Origin of the sequence: Bacteroides sp. PHL 2737 (genome assembly GCF_004115325.2) — a bacterium.
Taxonomy (GTDB): Bacteria; Bacteroidota; Bacteroidia; order Bacteroidales; family Bacteroidaceae; genus Bacteroides; species Bacteroides hominis.
Genome location: NZ_CP040630.1, coordinates 1,379,716 through 1,400,300, shown reverse-complemented (window position 1 = coordinate 1,400,300; position 20,585 = coordinate 1,379,716). Strand labels below are relative to the sequence as shown.

Here is a 20,585-nt window from a genome sequence, read left to right as displayed (position 1 = left end):
TTTATGGTTTTCGTTAATAATGGGGAGCAAAGATATACAAAATTTCGTGTTCTTACTCCTCATACATTTTATCAATTACCTCTTTATAATTGCGTGCCACTACCGGGCGTTTCAGTTTCAGAGTGTTAGTCAGTTCTCCCTTTTCCATACTGAACGGTTCAGGAAGCAATGTGAAACGTTTAATCTGTTCGTAGTGGGCAAATTGTTGCTGCAACGTGTCAATACGTGCACGGAACAAAGCAATAATCTTAGGATGCTCCAACAGTCCGGCCATGTCCTTGTATTCGATACCTTTCTCTTTGGCATACTGTTTCACAAAGCCGTATACGGGTACAATCAGCGCAGATACAAATTTACGCTGGTCGGCAATAATAGCTATCTGGTCGATATAACGGTCAATAACCAATTTGGTTTCCAATGCCTGGGGAGCAATGTATTTTCCATTCGATGTTTTGAACAGATCCTTGATGCGTTCCGTCAGATACAACTGACCATTTTTGAAATAGCCGGCATCTCCGGTATGGAACCATCCCTCTTCATCAATAGCAGCTGCCGTAGCTTCCGCTTTCTTATAATATCCCTTCGTGATCGTTTTTCCCCGAAGCAGAATTTCATTGTCTTCCCCGATCTTTACCTCTACCTCCGGCATCACTTGTCCTACCGAACCGATGTCATAACCGGTCTTCGAAGTACACGAAACAGTCGCAGTAGATTCCGTCAAGCCATATCCCACCAACATATCGATACCTACGGAATGCACAAATTCACAGATTTCATCAGGAACAGCGGCACCGGCCGTCGGGAAGAAGTTACCATTCTCTATACCGATAGTCTTTTTCAATAAGGCATAAATAGTCTTTTCGTAGAACTTATATTTCAGCTGAATCATTTTGGGAGGCGTCTTACCTACCCGCAGATACTCAAGATTGTGGATACGCCCTACCTTGATGGCATCCAGCATCAACATTTTCTTGATACCGGTAGTCTCGGCAATTTTCTCCTGGACACCTGCATATACTTTTTCCCAAAAACGGGGTACACTGCACATCAACGTCGGACGAATTTCTTTAATCGTCGTCTGGATGTCGGCCGGACGGAGATTGATACATACCTGTACTCCTTTATGCACACAGAGATAAGTCCACGCCTTCTCAAACACATGGGTCAGAGGCAGGAAGTTCATCGAAACGTCCTTATCGGTCATATCCACCAAACGAATATCGTGAATGCGGAATGCTTCCAGATAGCAAGAATGATGCAACATCACTCCTTTGGGCTCACCGGTAGTACCGGACGTATACAATATATTTGCCAAATCATCGGCACTGGCACGTGCCGTACGTTCTTCCACCACTTCGTTGTGCGGCAAATCTTTTCCTTTGGCCAGAAACTCGTCAAAGTAGATGGAACTCATATCACGCGGGTCTCTTACTACTGCCGGATCGAAAATAATTAACTGGGTAAGTGAAGGGCAAAAGCCAAATACACTGAAAGCAGCATCGTATTGGAACTGCTCTCCTACAAATAAGAAACGTATCTGTGCATCATTGATAATGTATTGTGCCTGTGCCGGAGAGCTGGTTGCATAGAGCGGAATCGTCACCGCACGATTAGCAAAAGCGGCAAAATCCGTAAACAGACATTCCGGCTTATTTTGAGAGAAAATACCGATGTTTTCTTCTTCCTGTACCCCCAGTTCCACCATGGCATTGGCGGCCTGCCTTACAGTTTGCGAGAATTCATTCCAAGAGATAGGGATCCACTGTGCCTTCTCATAGTCACGGTATTTCAGAGCTGTCTTGTCGCCATACTTTTCAGCCTGACGATGAACCAAGACAGATAAATGATGATAAGTCATATCCTTTGTTGTTAGTTATTCGTCTGCAAAGGTATCGTTTAATTTGGAATTATCAGGTGTGAACACTGAATTATTTTGCTTAACAGAGTCAGGCACTTAGCCATATAGTACCTGATAAATAGTTGTCTGACAAACTGAAAGATTCAAGTATTATTTGTACATTTGCATCCGTTCAAAGCAAAAAAAGAAATGATAGACGAATCCATTACATCCGAAGCTGTCGGCTTGCTGAAATCTCTGATCAGCATCCCTTCGCTCAGCCGCGAAGAAGAAAAAGCAGCCGATTACCTGCAAAACTATATCGAGGCCGAAGGTATGACCACAGGCCGTAAAGGAAACAACATCTGGTGTCTGAGTCCCATGTTCGACCTGAAGAAACCGACAATCCTGCTCAATTCCCATATCGATACCGTAAAACCGGTCAACGGTTGGCGAAAAGATCCGTTCACTCCCCGCGAAGAGAATGGGAAACTTTACGGATTGGGCAGCAACGATGCCGGTGCAAGCGTAGTGACACTCTTACAGGTGTTTCTGCAACTATGCCGCAGGCAACAAAGTTATAACCTCATTTATCTGGCATCCTGCGAAGAAGAAGTATCGGGAAAAGGGGGTATCGAAAGTGTATTGCCCGGACTTCCTCCTATCAGTTTTGCCGTAGTGGGAGAACCTACCGAAATGCAACCTGCCATTGCCGAAAAAGGGTTAATGGTACTTGATGTCACTGCCATCGGAAAAGCAGGACACGCAGCCCGTAATGAAGGTGATAATGCTATATATAAGGTATTGGACGACATTGCCTGGTTCCGCGATTACCGTTTTGCCAAAGAATCGTCTCTGCTGGGCCCTGTCAAAATGAGTGTCACGGTGATCAATGCCGGTACACAGCACAATGTCATCCCCGACCGTTGCAATTTCGTAGTGGACGTACGAAGCAACGAACTTTACTCCAATGAAGAACTGTTTGCCGAAATACAAAAACATATTTCCTGCAAAGCCGAAGCCCGCTCATTCCGCCTTAACTCTTCACGTATCGAAGAGAGTCATCCGTTTGTACAAAAAGCAAAAAAACTGGGACGTATACCTTTCGGTTCCCCTACCCTTTCTGATCAGGCGTTAATGTCTTTCCCTTCGGTAAAAATGGGTCCCGGCCGTTCTTCGCGTTCGCATACAGCCGATGAATATATCATGATTAAAGAAATCGAAGAAGCATTGGAGTTATATCTGAAGATACTGGACGGCTTGGAAATCTGCCCCTTCCGTCTGTAGTGCTGTCGGCCGGTGGAACAAATTCGTGCAATGTATCAGCTATTTCCAGACCATAAAAGGTTCTATAACTTCTCATCAATTATATTGAGGGTGTCCGAAAAGGGTACCCTCTAACTTTTTTCTTTTTTTGTGATTTATCCAACAACTTATAAAAATGCCCCTCATGAAACTCAATTTTCTCCCTTTATCAGTCTTATAATCCTTTCCATCCCTCCCTTTCTTAGCCTTTTTCTGCTTGCAGATCATTTTTCCGATGTTAAATGCAATAGCCAATATTCCAAAGTCCATGACAATCTTCTCCAAGCCTTTATGCCTGAACCTCTTGTACTCTTTATTCCATTTTATTTGCCCGAAGACCGCTTCCACCTCCACCGGTCTTTTGCTCCTATGTTCAAGCCCTTTTGATGAAGTGAGTTTCTCACGTGCCAGTTGCTTGTACCGCCTTAATTTATGATTCACCTTGATCTCCCTGTTTCCTCTCCCTTTGTGACATTTATTTTGTAGGGGACATCCCTGACAGTTCTTAGCACGGTAAACACTTATTTCACTTTCATATCCATTATCATTGACAGCCTTTATCGTGTAGGCAAATTTCATATACTGTCCCATCGGACATACAAAGTAATCTTCCGGTTCGTTATAATACAAATTATCTTGTTTGGAGATGTCACATTTCCATTTTTTTGTTTGTTCCATATGAAAATAATTATATTTCACATAAGCGCTTATACCGAAGCGTTCCATAAACTCATAATTTTCCTCACTTCCATATCCGGCATCCGCACAAACCTCTTTCATGAACCGGCAGTATCTCATCCGGCCATACAATAGAAATGAAATCAACGTCAACGTATCACCCGGATTGTGATAGAAAGCATAGTTTGTTATGAACTGGTTTTCCGTGGATATCTGTAGATTATATCCCGGTTTAAGCTGACCGTTCCTCATGTGGTCTTCTTTCATGCGCATAAAAGTCGCATCAGGATCTGTTTTGGAATAGCTGTTTCTTTCCCCCATTATTTCCAAGTGTTTCTCATATTCCTGCAGCTTAGGTAAGTACTCCTCATTAAGCTTTTTAATCTGACGAAGTTCACGTTTATTGCGGTTCTCCAGATTAATGGCATCTATTTTTTCTTTCAGAGCATGGCTGTCAATAGGAAGAGTTGATTCTCCAGGAGCGGTGTTGTCACCGAGAATACCCTCATCAATTTGAGAAAGTATACATTGAATCTTATTTTCCAGACGATCCTTATACTTTTCCACACTTTTGCGCCAGACGAAAGTATAACGGTTGGCTGCCGACTCCATCTTGGTCCCGTCGATATATTGTTTTTCCAGGCTGATATATCCCAACTCAACAAGCATGAGCACAATCTGAGTGAACAAACTGTGGATACAACTCTTCAAACGCTTGCTGCGGAAATCATTGATGGTACGGAAGTCGGGAGTGGACTTGCCCGAAAGCCACATGTAAAGGATGTTCTCCTGAAGTAGACGTGCTATCTTACGACAAGAGTACACATTGTTCAGGTAGGCGAAGAACAACACTTTCAAAAGCATGCGGGGATAATAAGCAGGACAACCACCACCCTTATAAGTAGATAACAACGGACTGATGTCAAGCTTATCAACAATCTGGTTGACAAGCCGGACCGGAGCATCCGAAGAAATATTTTCATCAAGACGGCAAGGAAATAAGGAATCCATACCTTGAGAATACTCCTTAAATTGTATATTTGCACTATCGATTAACATGCTCTAAGATAAACATTTTAGAGCAAATTAAAAAGTCCGAGCTTGGGAAAGTTCGGACTTTTACATAAAAAAAGAGGGTACCCTTTTCGGACACCCTCATCACTTGAAGCCATGCAGGCAGAGGCTTTAGGAAACAAAGGTCCTTTGATTAGGTTCCAGCTGATAAATAGAAGGTTATAAGTGTTTATATCACATTGAAGGAACACTTGTTTTAACGATCTGTTAAAACAAGTGTTTTGATTGTAAACAACAAATCTTTTACATGCAAAAGACTTGTTGTTTACAATCTGTCAGCAAAACTTTCCGAAGCGGTATTAACAATGTTAATTCCCATAACGATAACTTACTTCCCAAGCACGACAATCGTATACGAGTAAGCAGGAAACGAATAAGTAAAATCAGATCCGGCAGCCTGCATCCAGATAGCTTTTGGAAGAATCCGGGTCGGCGTATCGGGAAGATTTTCGTCATTCAGTTCTCCACTCAAAGTATATGTTTCCATATTTCCCTCCGGAATGAAACCGGACAAGTTTATCTGGCTCCGCCGTACCTCAGGTGAAGTGTTCACAACATGCAGAACCACTTCATCACGTGCTTCATTCGTTGTGGCTGTCACATCCAGTTCTCCTTTCACTTCACTCCACAAACGTAACGGATGGTGATGGGCAGCAGACATCTGCTGTGCATAGAAAGTCGGCATTCCCCAAACCTGTCCCGGTGTGAAAAATACCTGCCCCTGATCCCAACCATTGTCATTTTGCAGATAGGGTTGAAGGGCATTGGCCGCACAGGTAGTCAGGATGAAGTCACCATGGCGACGAACTACATTCTGAACGGTAGCATGTACAATGGCACGCTGAATGTTATGCAGGTTTCCATTTTCTTCAAAAATGGCACAACGCATCGTTGTATTCGGATTCCATTTCAAGAACTTGGCCTTCATATCCGTCAACTCCCTGTCTATGTTCTCACGGCTACCGAGATCATCCGTCCAAGGGTGATAATCCCAATAAGCAGCTTTTCCGTCAAGGGCTTTAAATACTTTTTCCATGTTAGGCGATTCGGGACGCCACCAGGCAGAATGAATAAATTGCACCTCCGGATCTTTGGCATGAACCGCTTCATAGATATCATTAAAACGATCAATGTAATGCTGATAGTCTGCCTCGATATCCCCCCAGATGACCTCTTCGTTTCCAATCTCCAGATACTTCAATCCGTAAGGTTCGGGATGCCCGTTCGCGGCACGCTTCTTCCCCCATTCCGTATCTACCGGCCCGTTCAAGTATTCAATCATGTCCGCCATATCCTGCGCCGACTCTTCTACATTCACTGCATAAGCAGGCACAAACCCTGCCTTCTCGCAGAACCGGAGGAAATCCTCGATACCGAAACCGTTAGTCGAATAAGTATACCAGTGGCCTTTATAAGGCGGACGCAGTGCACGATCACCAATCATATTCTTAAAACGGTATTCGGGAGCATTAACCATCGTACCTCCATAGCGCAGGAAACGCAACCCCTGATCCACCATTGCCTGCCCGATATCATTACGCAACGGCAACCCACGAAACTGTCGGTCGGCACCGTTCATCAAAGTGACCATATCTACCAGAAAACGCCCTTTCCCTTTCAAATAAATAGCAAAGCGTGCGTTTTCATCGGTCTTGTCCGGAATCAACTCAAATGTATACTTTTTCCAGTCACCGGACTCGGTACGGATACACTGTACAGCATATTCTTTTTCACCATCCACGCTTTGAAGGGCTACCCATACTTCTGCCTTCCCTTTCAAATAAAGGCTACCGGTTTTCTTCTCACCCTGACGTACGGAGATCCCCCAGCGATTCAAACTCCGGTTGGCAATGCCCACTTTACCGATACCTGCCAGACACTCTACTTGCTGAGCATAGTGTCCATGAAAAGGTCTGTCCGAAACCTGTTTATATGAAGCGGCCGCATTCAGATCTGCAAAAGCATCCCACATGCCACTGACCTGTGGTGCCGATCGGGTTAACAGCTTGACAGGAGTACCATCTCCGATGGTCAGGTTACGGAAAGATGCACCGGCACCCCAATTGCGGAAAGCGACTTTTCCATTACGTAAAGTAGTAAAATGATCTTCGAAACGCAATACTTCACGACTGTTCAGCAGAATCACCTGTTCATCACCCTCCATCTTCACTTCCATACGATTCCATTGCGACGGATCTACATCTACCGGAACTGTTTTCAGTTCCTGCCAGTTGTGCAGATGCTTACCTAACAGCACGCGTTTGCCATCGGCAAACAGGCTGACTTCGTATCCATCAAAATTATCCGCTCCACCTCCGTATTCACCGACGCGCAACAAAAGTCCCGCATTATTGGCAGACGAAATGTCATCGGTAAATTTTATATCGACTCCGACCCTACCGTCAGAGAACTCCGCATCATCATAAACCAATTTCGCCCCCGGATGCGACGATACGGAAAGTTGATCATCTTGCATCTTCCATACCCCTTCGCACCGGGTAAACCCGATAAAGTTATCCATGGAGGCAGGTTCCTCAAAGCTCTCGCCAAAAATCTGCTGATCATAAATTCCCCCATAAATCTCATGATTTACATCTTCCATGCAAGCTCCATATAAATAAGGAGTTATTTTATTTTCGACCTTACCCGCATCCACTCGGATCACAGCGTCCTGTGCCGCTACTACCGAAGCAGACAATATCAGAGCTAACAAACAGTTTACCCTCATCTTACAATTGTGTTTATGTTCGTTCGCATTATTTACTTGCCGGAATCCAAACCGCATAACCCTTATCCTGGCGATTGCCCAAAGCATAATAAGGAATAGCCATAACCGGTACTTTCTTTCCTGTCTTATCCAGTGCCTGACCTTTAATTACATTGATTCCATTCAATAATCCCTTTTCAAAAGTGATCGACAGGGGAGAACGCATATCAACCTTCAAATCAGCCAAACCTTCATTATCACATCCTTCCAGACAATATACAAAGGGACCGGCGGCAATGGCTACTTTGTCCTGTAAATCCACCACTGCTTCATTGGCTGTCACCAAACGCGGCTGAACGGGTAGTGTCAGCTCAACTTGATCCCCCTTTTTCCATTTCCGTTGAATTTCGGCATATCCTTTGAATATTTTTAGTGGAACCGACTTACCGTTTACCTTCAGGCTTACGGCAGACCGTACCTCCGAACGATACAGGCCATAAGGATTCTCCACACCTTGCGCCCATCCCGGGATACGCACTTTCAATATAAAAGTCTTCTCTTTTTCGGGTTCAACGGTCATGGTGACAACACCCTCCCACGGATAACCGGTCTTTTGCGTCAAACGTACCCGGTTCCGATCCGCCAGAGTCATTTCCGTTTCGCTACCAACAAAAAGGTTCACATAAACGTCACTTCCCTTCTGCGAGTAGATAAATCCGGGCATTGCAGACATCATCTTAAGGAACATTGGCGGACAACAAGGACAATCGTGCCAGCTCCAACGGGCATGCTTAGCAGAGTTCAGCGGATTCTGGTAAGTGTATTGTGTGCCGGAAAGAGAAATACCTGTCAGGACGTTATTATATAAGGTGCGTTCCAATTCGTCCATATACTTGGCATCACCTGTCAGCTCGTTCATTCTTTGACTGAAGAAACCGGCACCGACAGCAGCACAAGTTTCCAGATAAGCATCTGTAGGCAGAAAGTAATCGGGTCCGAACTTCTCGTCAAAGTGAACAGCACCTACTCCGCCGGTGATGAACATACGCTTTCCAATCATATTATCCCATAAACGACTAACGGCAGCGATATATTCCGGTGAATGATTCTCAAGTGCGGCAGCCGTTGCTCCGGTAGCAAACAAAGTAGCACGAACGGCATGTCCTTCAATAGTCTTCTGTTCGAAAAGCGGAATGGAATCTTGTGCATAGTCCCCCCATGACGGACGGGTATGATTCCCGAATTCGGGAGCTTCATATTTCCGGTCACGTATCCATTGTTCGGCAGACGGATTACCCCATGTACCCCACAAAGGGAATCCACAGTGATGTCCTCTGCCTTCGATCCAGAATTCGGCCAATTTGAGATAGTCCTGCTCAGCAACCGGGACATTGATTTGCTTTTTCAGTTCCGGATTGTTTTTATAAATGATATAAAGTTTCACCAAAGCCTCTTCCGGACCGGAATGGGCCGGAACCACATTCTTTTTAGGGAAAGCCCCCATGTATCCAGCCATCAGATTGGCACAGCGGGTTGCCACTTCCAGCAACTTCGTTTTTCCGGTTGCATTATAATAATGTATCCCTGCTTCCACCAGCATACCGGCATTGTACACATCGTGTTGCCAACGAAGCATTCCTCCCCGTTCTCCCCACTGATGGTCAGCTTCCATCAGTTGAGTATAAGTATCGATATAACCATTGGGCTCCGATGCCTGTGCCTTAGCTATTCGGTCGATATATCCGTCGACACGTTTCTCCAAAGCAACATCCGACTGTCTTGCCATCAAGTCTGCCACCCCACGGATTGTTTCGTAAACAAGTCCGTCAAACCAGGGAGCACCTGCATGCTGACCGATATTTCGCTCGCCCTTTGCTACACGGTCAAAGTTCTCAAACGTATTACAGAATTTTCCCGGATGTTCCAGATGCTTCCCTTCAAACTTGTCAAAGACATCATTCACCGTCACCTTCTGCCAAAGATCCAATTTGGGTTTCCAAAATGCATCTTCTATTTTCACCTGGCTTACTTCCGGAAACTGAATGCCGGAACCTCCTTTATCAGACGACTTTGCCGTCAAACCTCCGGTCGCAGTCATTGCAAGCAACACCGGAAACATAAATCTGTACGTTCTCATTGTTTTATTTATAGTTTGTTGTTTTCCCGTCTTTCTTTCTTGCTTATGAATCTTATGATCCAAGCAACAGTGCAAAGATAATGAAAGCCATCAAAACTGATACGAACTGGTCTGTATTTTTATTATGTTACAAAACATATACTATATCCGGAGAATATCCATAGCCTTTTACGTTTTTTATCCTATCTTTGCAGCACCAAAAACAAGAATATGAAAAGGAATGAATCAAAATACAAACAAGTAGTAAATCACGTTATAGACGGCATCAACAATGGTAGTTATAAAAAAGGAGACTGGATTCTCTCTATCAATGAATTCAGAAAGAACTATAATCTATCCAGAGATACGGTATTCGCAGGTTTGAGCGAGCTTAAATCAAAAGGAATTATCGATTCCACCCCGGGTGTAGGTTATTACATAGCAACAACCCGAATTGCGCAAAAGCTAAATGTATTCCTCCTTTTCAACGAATTCAACGAGTTCAAGGAAGATCTTTACAATTCATTCATGTCTTCCATCAAAAAGACCGCAAACGTAGATCTCTATTTTCACAACTATAACCGCAAAGTCTTCGAGACGCTCATCAATGAAGCCAACTATAAATACACCACATATATCCTGATGCCGGGCAAGTTCACCAACATAGCCCCACTATTGGAGAGCCTATCCGGACGGGTCTTCCTACTCGACCACTTTCACCCGGAACTGGCAGGCAAATACTCCTCCGTTGCACAGAATTTCGAGAAAGACACTTACGAAGCTTTGGTACACGGACTCCCGCACCTGAAAAAATACGACCACATCATCATGGTCCAGAAGGAAGAGAAAGAGCCTATCGAACGATACAACGGCCTCTGTACTTTCTGTGAGGAACATCAGTTTACACACGAATATACCGACTCCGTAAAGGACCGGATGATCAAGAAAGGGGAAATATTTATGACTGTCAACGACCGGGATTTGGTAGATCTGCTTAAACAGGCGCAACTACAGCAGTTTGTTCCCGGTAAAGACTTCGGTATCATCTCTTACAACGATACTCCGCTGAAAGAAATACTGGCCGGAGGTATCACTACTTTATCCACCGACTTCAAGCAAATGGGGCAAACCATGGCTTCACTTCTTACGCAGAAAGAGATAAAAACCATAGAGAACCCCTGGGAACTGAATATCCGGCACTCACTTTAATGAGATGATCTCCACAAAATTACCGTTCCGGTCGAATCTGACTTGCGAACCGTCACTCAGTTTGTATACCCAACCCTCTATGCTGTAAGAGCCGAGATACATATCCAGGTCATTGGGATAATGATAACGCATATACCTGTACACCTTCTCTGAGGCGCTCAACTCTATCTTTTCTTTCCCAAGAAAATCTCCCTGTGAGTCGAACATCAATCCGTCTCCGTTGGTTAGTTCCACCAAATAGGAAGCTGCCACCGAACGGTCTACCCGTGTAATTTCAGAGTTCGAATATCCCGAAACATAATCGGTAATCTTTTCCGGCAACGATGCCACGAGCTTCTCCGGAAACGCAAATCCGTTTCCGTCTATATTAATCCATACACTGGCATCTTCGTTAACAAGCATATTAAAGCCGTTCGGCAGGCGGACGGTAAAGTTGAGCACATCCGAATGCAGCGGATGACTGATAGAGATGGAACTCTGCTTACCGAAATACTCTTCTGCAAGTGCCTGTGCCTGCATCAGAGGTACCACTATCGGTTTACTCTCGGGATCGATAGTCACATACACAGTCTTGCTGACCTGAATTGTATAACGGGTACCCTCCAGACGAATGAAGGTGACTTGTGCATTCGGATAGTTCCGGTGCAAATCTTCCGTCACTTTCGCAGGTAATGTTTCCAGAATCGAAGTCGGCAACAGTTCGGTTCCTCCATTCACTTCCGTCCACTCTCCCCGATCATCAAGCACGCATTTAAATCCGTTCTCCAACCAGAAAGTATAACCGGCAGGAAACTCCCCGTCAGGTATATGTTCAATCACAGCCTCAAAGGTTCCATCCGGAAAGTATTTTTCAGTAAACTCCCGCACCGGTTGGGGCAATGAAGATTCACCTTTTATATCCATTTCATATCCGACACAGGTCTGGTCGTAGTAGAATGCTACTTTCTTGCCACTGTTCAATAACACACATTCTCCGTAGCAGGTGTTCTCCACACCGACAAACGGATCATTAGAGAAGTGTTGTTTTACATATGCGATGACTCCTCCAAAAAGGGATTGAAGTGATTCGGGCAAGTTTTGATTTGGAACCATCAGACTCTTCCATCCTCCATTTTCATTAAATTCCACTTTTACCTCATCGGGAAAAGCAACCCGGTAGAGCAACTGATCGTCCTCCTGCCCGGTCATCGTTCTTTCTATCTTCTCCGGAGATTGTCCCGGAAAATAATTAGATAAAAAGAACTGCGCAGTACCTGGCAGCTGGTTTATTTCAATCTCCCCGGATGGTTCATTATCTTCCGAACATCCCACCACGGAAAAAGGCAGGCAGAGCAAGAAGCATAAATAAAAGACGGAATAAAAAGTCTTCATAGTCATGTGGTTTTATGTTTCAGGCAAAGTTAAAGGATAGTGCTGAATATAAGCACCTAACAGAGTTAAACTTCATTAAGAGGAAGGTCAAACTTCAACACATCACTCCCTCCCTCTTCCGTTATATTCAGTCCCAATACATATCTGCCGGATGGATCAACAGCAATTCTCTCCAATTTTACATCTGTGTGATAAATGGCAACCGGAACACCTTGCCAGGTAAAGACCATAATCTTTGATTTACCCGAAGTACCCGGGAAACCGTTATAAAGGGCATAAAGATAATTGGGGGTGCCACAAAGAGAAATGAAATATTTAGGTGCATTCGGAAAATCAAGAAACTCAGGATCATAGTCCGGGTATTTCAGCTCTTTCCCTATTACTATTTCTTTCATCAGATTTCCTTTTAAATCATAAAAACAGAGAGAGTTCAGGTTCAGCAATCCCGTACAAGCTGCCTTTGCATCTTGATTTACCATTAAACAGCTCTCGTATAGATAAGATAAATGTCCTTCCGGATATCCGGACTTAATATCACGATGATAATCCACTGTCTTAACCCGGGCAGTATGCTTATCATAAATGAAAAACAAACCATGCTGCATATCTACATCAATGCCATATACACAAGAGTCTGTTTCATTATAATCCCTGACTACAGGCATCTCCGGCAATTGTTGTGCCTCAACAACAGAAACAGCGACAGGACCGGGAGATGCTGCCGAATGAATCGCAACAGTCTTTTTATTCCAACTATTCAATTCAATGAACGATAGTTTTCCCTTGCCTCCCCTGCCTATCGACTTCTCAAAAAAAGGAAAAAGAAAATCATCCGGCCCCTCTCCTTTCATCCCCAATCCGACAAAAGCAGGAGGAACTGTAACTGTGAAAATCTTTAATAATGTATCATTACGTGCGTCCAAAAAAGCACAAAAAGAATCAGTTACACACAAATCATAGAAAATATTCAGTCCTTCTTCTTCCGACAAGAAGATTTCGTGTTGAAGAGTATCCGTACACGTATCGGAAATATACACAGTTAACTTTTCCTGCTCCGATCCGCAAGAGATCATCACTATCGCTGCCAGACATATCAATAAGAGTTTAACCATAATCGCGTCTAAAATGAAGAATGTGTGTTTTCTTAATACTGCCCTTTAAAGTTATCGCAACAAAGATAACAACCTCAAATCAGAATTACGAAAGAAACAAATGAAATCTGCTCCTTTATAAATTAGTTCGGCATCAAAAGAAACATGCCATATAGCTTTTTGACAGTTTGCTAAACAGCCCTTCTCAGGTTCGATTATTTCAGTACATTAGCCAGGTTCGTACTAAAAATCGTCTCCATTTCATTTTTCGGTTTATCATATTGCAGGAATCCGGACGTTTTCACAACACAATGAATGCCCAAAGGGGGAACCAAGAGCACTCATGTTTGTTTTTCGTAAAAAGAAAGTGCTTTTAGAAAGTCAGAGAGGGATCTCCTGTACTTGTCAACCAGAAAAGAAAGGAGGAAAATAATCTCTCTATTCCGGAACAATATATGTAATCGGGCAAAACATTAGGAGATTTTCAAAAAAGAAGTAAGCATTTTCGGAAATTGCTTACTTCTTTCAGAGTAAATACTTACTTCTTTTGTGCCGGATGCTTACTTCTTTTCCGGGAAATGCCGGCTTCAGAGTCCCAAAAGTCCGGCTTTTCATTGCATTTACCCCGGCTATCGCCCTCCTATCCTTCCGGTTGAACAGAAAGAAAGGAAGAGGCAGTTATCAGAAAAAGCATTTCAGTTACTTTTTGAAAGCTGATACAGGAAAACAGGATCATATTGTCAAATCACTCTCTCTGCTTTACTTTACCAGCTCTGCAGTAATATAATCTTTGCTAATGCGCATACGGTCCACACCATTCACCTTTTGAAAGCTGACAGAACCAATATACATTCCACGCGGATGAATATGCTCTTTATCCTTATGTGCATGATAAACGATACGAAGTTTACCCTCTTTATCTTTGAACATAGCGCTATGCCCTACACCCTGCAAAGTACCGGGGTTCTGCAAAATAGGGTTTTCATCATATTTGGTCCATTCGCCCATTATATCGGTTGCCGTAGCACAGCCTACCCCATAGAACGGACTTTCAAAGCTATTGCCGGAATAGGTCATATAATACAGCCCCTTGTGTTTAAGCACATAAGAGCCCTCGTTGACCCGAGGCCAGACTTCTTCCCATGCTTGGGACACATGAACGCAAGGACGCATGGTTTCTGCTTTGATCGTCATATAATCATTTTCCAGTTCGGCTACCCACACGTTGTTGCCGTCGTTGAACCGGACAAAGAAAAGATACGGCTTCCCGTCATCATCAATAAACAACGAACTGTCGATCATTTTCTCGTCAGCTATCATTGGTTTCTTTTCCTTCTGCCTGAACGGTCCTACGGGTGAATCGGAAATCGCTACGCAGATGTGTTCGTCCGCCGTATAATACATATAAAACTTACCATGGATCTCATAAATCTCAGGTGCCCAGAAGCGGCTATCCGCCCACACATCTTCTTTATTCAGTGCCAGCCCATGCAGTTTCCACCGCTTCAAGTCCTTTGAAGTATAGACTTCAATGCCATCTGCCGCATGCGTTCCATAGGCATAATAAACGCCGTCGTGCAACAGAATGAATGGATCACCCAATGGAACCGACTCTCCCATAGCTTTCACTTCGGGGATGTCCGGCTTTTCAGTAACTCCTGTATACGAACAAAACGTAATCAGTAATCCCAGCAACATTGTCCCGCCAATAATCATTTTCTTTTTCATAACTGTAAGGGTTTTGAGTTTAATTCACCACGGAGGACACAGAGAACACAGAGAATATCTTTCTCTTAAACATCTTAATAAACAAGAGATTAAAACTCTGTGTTCTCTGTGTCCTCTGTGGTGAATCGTATTCGTTTCTGATCAGTATTAAGCCAACCGACTATTTTCTTCGGCGCTTATTAAACTGAAACCAGTCTAACTTCAACAGGTTATCGGTATCAATCTTACCTTTAGTTTGTGTATGTGTTGTGGTATGAACATAAGGAATTAAAAAAGGCATAAGGATATAGAATCAGACCCGTCGGATCCTATGTTCCTTATGCCAATACAACTAAAAACGCTTGTGATTATTTGCCGTTGTCAACCGAGAACTTGAATATACAATGACTGTTATATTTCTCACCCGGGCGCAACACAGCCGAAGGCCATTCGGGCTTGTTCGGTGTATCGGGATATTTCTGAGTCTCCAGACAGACAGAAGCACGTTGATTGTAAGTAATGCCTTTCTTTCCGGTCAGCGAACCATCGAGGAAGTTGCCGGCATACACCTGAATACCCGGTTCGTTGGTATATACATCGAGTACGATACCTGTCTTGGGCGATTCGAGAGTTGCGGCTTTCCGGGTAATATCTCCCTTGGCATTCAGCACCCAGTTATGATCGTAGCCATTGCCATTCTTCAACTGAACAAAATCAAAATCGTTGATACGTGCACCAACCGGAGTCGGTGTGCGGAAGTCCATCGGAGTACCTTCCACTGTCACAATCTCACCTGTAGTCATAAAGGTGCTGTCCACCGGAGTGTAAGAATCGGCGTCGATAGTCAGCAGATGATCTGCGTTGCTGCCGGCATCACCATCCAGATTGAAATAAGAGTGGTTGGTCATGTTGACGATAGTCGGTTTGTCAGTTTCGGCTTCATACTGAATATCAATCGCATTATCGTCTGTCAGTTTCATGATTACTTTGCAAGTAATGTTACCGGGGAAACCTTCCTCACCGTCTTTTGAGCGATAGGTCAGTTCAAGTTCCTGAGGACCGGTCTGAAGAGCATCATATACCTGATACTGGTATCCCTTCGGACCACCATGCAGGCAATGTCCGTAGTTATTGCGCGGCAACTGGTATTCAACACCATCCAGCGTAAACTTTCCCTGATTGATGCGATTGGCATAACGGCCTATGCTCGCACCAAAATCCGAAGGTTTGCTGATATAATCCTGAATGGAATCGAAGCCAAGTACCACATCACGCATCACCCCGTCTTTACCGGGAACCATCACCGAAACGATGCGTCCGCCAAAGTTAGTGACACAAACCTCCATGTTGTTCTGATTCCGGAGTACGTATAAATCGGTTTTCTTTCCGTTCACTTCAGTCCGGAAGTTACTCTTCACCAAACCGGAATCCGTAGTAGTCTGTTCTGTCTTTGCACAACCGGCTACAAAGAGGGCACCAAGTGCCCATACAGCTAATTTCTTCATGATTAAACTGTTTTGAGTTCACCATAGATTACACAGATTTCCACAGATTAATAAATTGTCCTATTGAGACTTTATATCAAAAATTCTGTGGTAATCCGCGTAATCTGTGGTGAATCGTATTCTTTTCTGTTTCGTTATATTCTTATTGTATACTATTCAGCATATCCACTTTACCTTCGTTCACCAGTTTCAGGATCAATTCGCCGAACAAAGTGTTCTGCCACGCAAACCAGGCACGGGTAAATTTCTCCGGATTGTCTTTGTGGAACGATTCGTGCATAAAGCCTGTACCCGCATCCGTATTCATCAGCATTTTAATGCACGACTTGATTTCTGCATCGTCTTTGCTGGTGAAAGCCTTCATCATGATACTCATAGGCCATACCATATCGTAACCGATATGCGGTCCGCCAATGCCTTCGCCTGCCTTACCTTTAAAGAAGTAAGGATTGTCGAGGCTCCACACAAAGCGACGGGTATTCTGATAAATCGGATCGTCCAGTGAAACATCGCCCAGATAAGGCATAGCCAGCAAACTCGGAACGTTTGCATCGTCCATCAGCATATGGTTACCAAAACCGTCTACCTCGAAAGCATAGATCTTTCCGTATTTGGGATGATTGTAAACAGCATATTTTTTCAAGGCTGTCTCCACTTCATCTGCCAAAGCCTTACATTCGTTGGCCAAAGCGGTCCTTTTATTTACCGTTGTCAGAATCTCGGCTGCCTTACGAAGCGAAGACACGGCAAAGAAATTCGAAGGAACCAGATATTGCAGTGTAGTAGCATCATCCGAAGGACGGAAAGTAGAAACAATCAGTCCGACAGGTTTCACCGGGTTACCCAGTCCGTCGTTAGTCACCGTGTCGAGTGCACGCTCTGTCTTACGCTGAAACTTATACGGGCCTACACCGTCTTTACGCTGTTGTTCTTTAAAAGTACGCAATACATTGGTAATCGCCTGTATCCATTCTTCATCGAAGATACTGGCATCACCTGTTGTCTTCCAGTACTGATAAGCCAGACGCAAGGGATAGCAGAGTGAGTCGATTTCCCATTTACGTTCATGCAGTTCAGGCTTCATGTCCGTCAGGTCACTCATCCATTCGCCGCCTTTAGGACCGTCATTGAACGCATTGGCATACGGATCGATATTGATACACTTGAATTGGCGGTTGATCACTCCGGCAAGCATTTTTTTCAACTCCGGATCGGAGTTGGCGAGCTGTACATAAGGCCATACCTGGGCGCCCGAGTCGCGAAGCCACATGGCATGAATATCTCCGGTATAAACAAAAGTATCAGGTTTGCCATCCTTGCCCATACGAAAGTGTACGGTGGTATCCAGCGTATTCGGAAAACAGTTGGTAAACATCCAGGCCAACTTCGAATTACGCAACAACTTCTGTACGCGGATAATTTCATTTTCTACTGCCTGTGAACGGAACAGACGTTTAGCCGGTTCCGGACGGTTGTCTTTCTGAATAGCATCTGCCACACAAGTATAATGTGACAACATACCTTCTGCCTTCAGAACCGAAGGTACACAGAGCAATGCCGCAGTTACGACACATGCCCCGATCATTTTCTTTGAGTTTTTTCCTGGCATAATCTTGATTGGTTTATATAAGTTATCTTTTTTGCAGCCTCAACGAACTTCTTTAGAAAACGAATATGGAAAATCCGATTCACGCACTCCGCGCTGTTTGTTGGGAGTAGACGACATTTTCATCGTGATCTTCGCACCGTTCATCAGTTCTTTATGTGTCAGGTAATTGCGGGTTGACGACTTACCATTTACAGTCATCGACGCGATGTAACGGTTTTCATCACTATTACCCGGTGCACTGATTACCACCGTCTTGCCATTTTCGAGATGCAGTTTCATCTGCTTGAAGTACGGTGTACCCATCACGTACTGATCCGTTCCCGGACATACAGGATAGAATCCCATTGCAGAGAACACATACCAGGCCGATGTCTGCCCGTTGTCTTCGTCGCCGCAATAACCGTCAGGATTGGGTGTATAGAGTTTATCCATCACTTCACGAATCCAATGCTGTGCTTTCCACGGTTGTCCCGAGTAATTGTACAGATAAAGCATATGCTGGATAGGCTGGTTACCGTGGGCATACTGTCCCATATTCATGATCTGCATTTCACGGATCTCATGAATCACACCACCGTAATAGCTGTCATCAAATACAGGAGGCAGGATAAACACCGAGTCCATCATTTGGTTGAATCCTTGCTGTCCGCCCATCAGATCGATCAGTCCCTGAGGATCATGGAATACGGACCAGGTATAATGCCAGCTGTTTCCTTCGGTGAAAGCGTCACCCCACTTCAGCGGGTTGAATGGTGACTGGAATTGTCCGTCCTTATTCTTGCCACGCATCAGCTTATGTTCTTTATCGTACAGGTTCTTATAATTCATGGCACGCTGTGCATAGACGGCTATCTCTTCTTCGGGCTTATTCAGCGCCCGGCCCAGTTGATAGATACACCAGTCATCATAAGCATATTCCAGCGTACGGGCGGCATTCTCGTTAATACCTACATTGTAGGGTACGTAACCCAGTTTATTGTAATACTCGTAACCGAGACGTCCGGTAGAGGAAACCTGCGGATGAACAGCATTCGCACCATGCTTCACTGCCTCCCAGAGGGTTTCTATCTCGTATCCTTTCAGACCTTTCAGATAGGCATCGGCCACTACCGAAGCGGAATTGTTTCCTACCATACAGCCTCTGTGACCCGGGCTTGCCCATTCGGGAAGAAATCCACTCTCTTTATAAGTATTCACCAATCCTTCTTGCATCTTTTCGTTCATCGAAGGATACATCAGGTTGAGGAACGGGAACAGGCAACGGAAAGTATCCCAGAAACCGGTATCGGTAAACATATAACCCGGCAAGACTTTCCCATTGTAGGGGCTGTAATGTACCGGGCTTCCTTTGGCATCCAGTTCATAAAAACTTCTCGGGAAGAGTACCGAACGATACAGACAAGAATAGAACGTGCGGAGATGATCCATATTATCGTCTTCCACCTCAATGCGTCCCAGCACCTTGTTCCACTCCTGGCGTCCTTTGGCAGCAACAGCTTCCAGATTGTCTTTGCCCAGTTCTTTCAGGTTCTGTTCAGCCTGTTCGGGACTGATGAAGGAGGAAGCGACACGCACGTTTACCGTTTCTCCACGACGGGTGGAGAAACCGATAATACCACCGGCATGTTTATCTTTCGATTCCAATTCACCCGGACGGATATTACCGTTGGTTACTGCCGCAGTGAAAGTGAACGGTTTATCGAAAACCAGTACAAAGTAATTTTTAAAGTTCTCGGGTACACCTCCACTGTTCTTGGTCGTGTATCCGATGATTTTATTCTCTTCCGGAATCACCTTCACATACGAACCGTTGTCGAAAGCATCTACCACCACATAAGAGTCATTGCTTTCAGGGAAAGTGAAACGGAACATAGCCGCACGGCTGGTCGGAGCAATCTCGGTAGTTACATCATGATCGGCCAGATATACTTTATAATAATACGGTTTGGCAACCTCAGCTTTATGCGAGAACCAGCTTGCGCGCTGATCCTGATCGAATACCACCTTTCCCGTAACAGGCATAATGGCAAACTGCCCGTAGTCATTAATCCACGGGCTGGGCTGGTGAGTTTGTTTAAACCCTCTGATTTTATCAGCATCATACGTATAAGCCCATCCGTCACCCATTTTCCCGGTTTGTGCCACCCAGAAGTTCATCCCCCAAGGCATGGCAATAGCCGGATATGTATTTCCGGTAGACAAAGCATGTTTTGACTGGGTACCAACCAACGGACTCACATAGTCCACCGGCTCTGTTGTGTTCTTTGCAAAAGTACAAAGAGCAGTACCCAGTACGCCAACAAGTAATAGCGCTAATTTCTTCATGATAATAATGGTTTTAAATTCACCACAGATTACGCGGATTAACACAGATTT

General features: G+C 44.4%; 12 protein-coding genes. 2 read left to right on the top strand and 10 right to left on the bottom strand.

From position 1 onward, the window contains the following. Window positions 1-52 precede the first annotated feature (52 nt). Window positions 53-1,858 carry a long-chain fatty acid--CoA ligase gene (locus DBK98_RS05870; protein ID WP_032536782.1) on the bottom strand — a complete coding sequence of 602 codons (1,806 nt, stop codon included), beginning with the start codon at window positions 1,856-1,858 and terminating at the stop codon, window positions 53-55. A 189-nt stretch (window positions 1,859-2,047) separates the two neighbouring features. On the opposite strand from DBK98_RS05870, the gene DBK98_RS05865 reads away from it, so the two are divergent. Further along, complete coding sequence (locus tag DBK98_RS05865) at window positions 2,048-3,124, top strand: M20 family metallo-hydrolase (RefSeq protein ID WP_032536785.1); 1,077 nt, start codon at window positions 2,048-2,050, stop codon at window positions 3,122-3,124. 75 nt (window positions 3,125-3,199) lie between these two features. Here DBK98_RS05865 and DBK98_RS05860 read toward each other — a convergent pair whose 3' ends face one another. The 3 genes from DBK98_RS05860 to DBK98_RS05850 all read right to left on the bottom strand — a co-directional run bounded on the left by DBK98_RS05860 (window position 3,200) and on the right by DBK98_RS05850 (window position 9,738). Further along, window positions 3,200-4,879 carry an IS1182 family transposase gene (locus DBK98_RS05860; RefSeq protein ID WP_033572611.1) on the bottom strand — a complete coding sequence of 560 codons (1,680 nt, stop codon included), beginning with the start codon at window positions 4,877-4,879 and terminating at the stop codon, window positions 3,200-3,202. A 343-nt stretch (window positions 4,880-5,222) separates the two neighbouring features. Continuing rightward, window positions 5,223-7,622, bottom strand: coding sequence for a family 16 glycoside hydrolase (locus tag DBK98_RS05855; protein ID WP_032536444.1), 2,400 nt, complete (start codon window positions 7,620-7,622; stop codon window positions 5,223-5,225). Window positions 7,623-7,650: 28 nt separating this feature from the next. Further along, a complete protein-coding gene (locus tag DBK98_RS05850) occupies window positions 7,651-9,738 on the bottom strand; it encodes a glycoside hydrolase family 127 protein (RefSeq protein WP_032536445.1) in 2,088 nt (695 codons plus the stop codon). Between the two features lie 210 nt (window positions 9,739-9,948). Here DBK98_RS05850 and DBK98_RS05845 point away from each other — a divergent pair, with 210 nt between their 5' ends. Further along, window positions 9,949-10,926: a substrate-binding domain-containing protein gene (locus DBK98_RS05845; RefSeq protein ID WP_005779176.1), complete on the top strand. Its 978-nt coding sequence runs from the start codon at window positions 9,949-9,951 to the stop codon at window positions 10,924-10,926. On the opposite strand, the gene DBK98_RS05840 is transcribed toward DBK98_RS05845, so the two are convergent. The 6 genes from DBK98_RS05840 to DBK98_RS05815 all read right to left on the bottom strand — a co-directional run bounded on the left by DBK98_RS05840 (window position 10,918) and on the right by DBK98_RS05815 (window position 20,534). Next, window positions 10,918-12,297: a PepSY-like domain-containing protein gene (locus tag DBK98_RS05840; protein ID WP_032536500.1), complete on the bottom strand. Its 1,380-nt coding sequence runs from the start codon at window positions 12,295-12,297 to the stop codon at window positions 10,918-10,920. The genes DBK98_RS05845 and DBK98_RS05840 overlap by 9 nt on opposite strands. Window positions 12,298-12,362: 65 nt before the next feature. Continuing rightward, window positions 12,363-13,409 (bottom strand): hypothetical protein, encoded by a 1,047-nt coding sequence (locus DBK98_RS05835; RefSeq protein WP_032536446.1) that lies wholly within the window; start codon window positions 13,407-13,409, stop codon window positions 12,363-12,365. A gap of 738 nt (window positions 13,410-14,147) precedes the next feature. Continuing rightward, window positions 14,148-15,116 carry a glycoside hydrolase family 43 protein gene (locus tag DBK98_RS05830; RefSeq protein ID WP_032536448.1) on the bottom strand — a complete coding sequence of 323 codons (969 nt, stop codon included), beginning with the start codon at window positions 15,114-15,116 and terminating at the stop codon, window positions 14,148-14,150. 347 nt (window positions 15,117-15,463) lie between these two features. Then, window positions 15,464-16,600 (bottom strand): aldose epimerase family protein, encoded by a 1,137-nt coding sequence (locus DBK98_RS05825; protein WP_005779199.1) that lies wholly within the window; start codon window positions 16,598-16,600, stop codon window positions 15,464-15,466. A 142-nt stretch (window positions 16,601-16,742) separates the two neighbouring features. Beyond that, window positions 16,743-18,209 carry a glycoside hydrolase family 125 protein gene (locus DBK98_RS05820; protein WP_032536449.1) on the bottom strand — a complete coding sequence of 489 codons (1,467 nt, stop codon included), beginning with the start codon at window positions 18,207-18,209 and terminating at the stop codon, window positions 16,743-16,745. A gap of 39 nt (window positions 18,210-18,248) precedes the next feature. After that, window positions 18,249-20,534, bottom strand: coding sequence for a GH92 family glycosyl hydrolase (locus DBK98_RS05815; RefSeq protein ID WP_032536450.1), 2,286 nt, complete (start codon window positions 20,532-20,534; stop codon window positions 18,249-18,251). Between the last annotated feature and the right edge of the window lie 51 nt (window positions 20,535-20,585).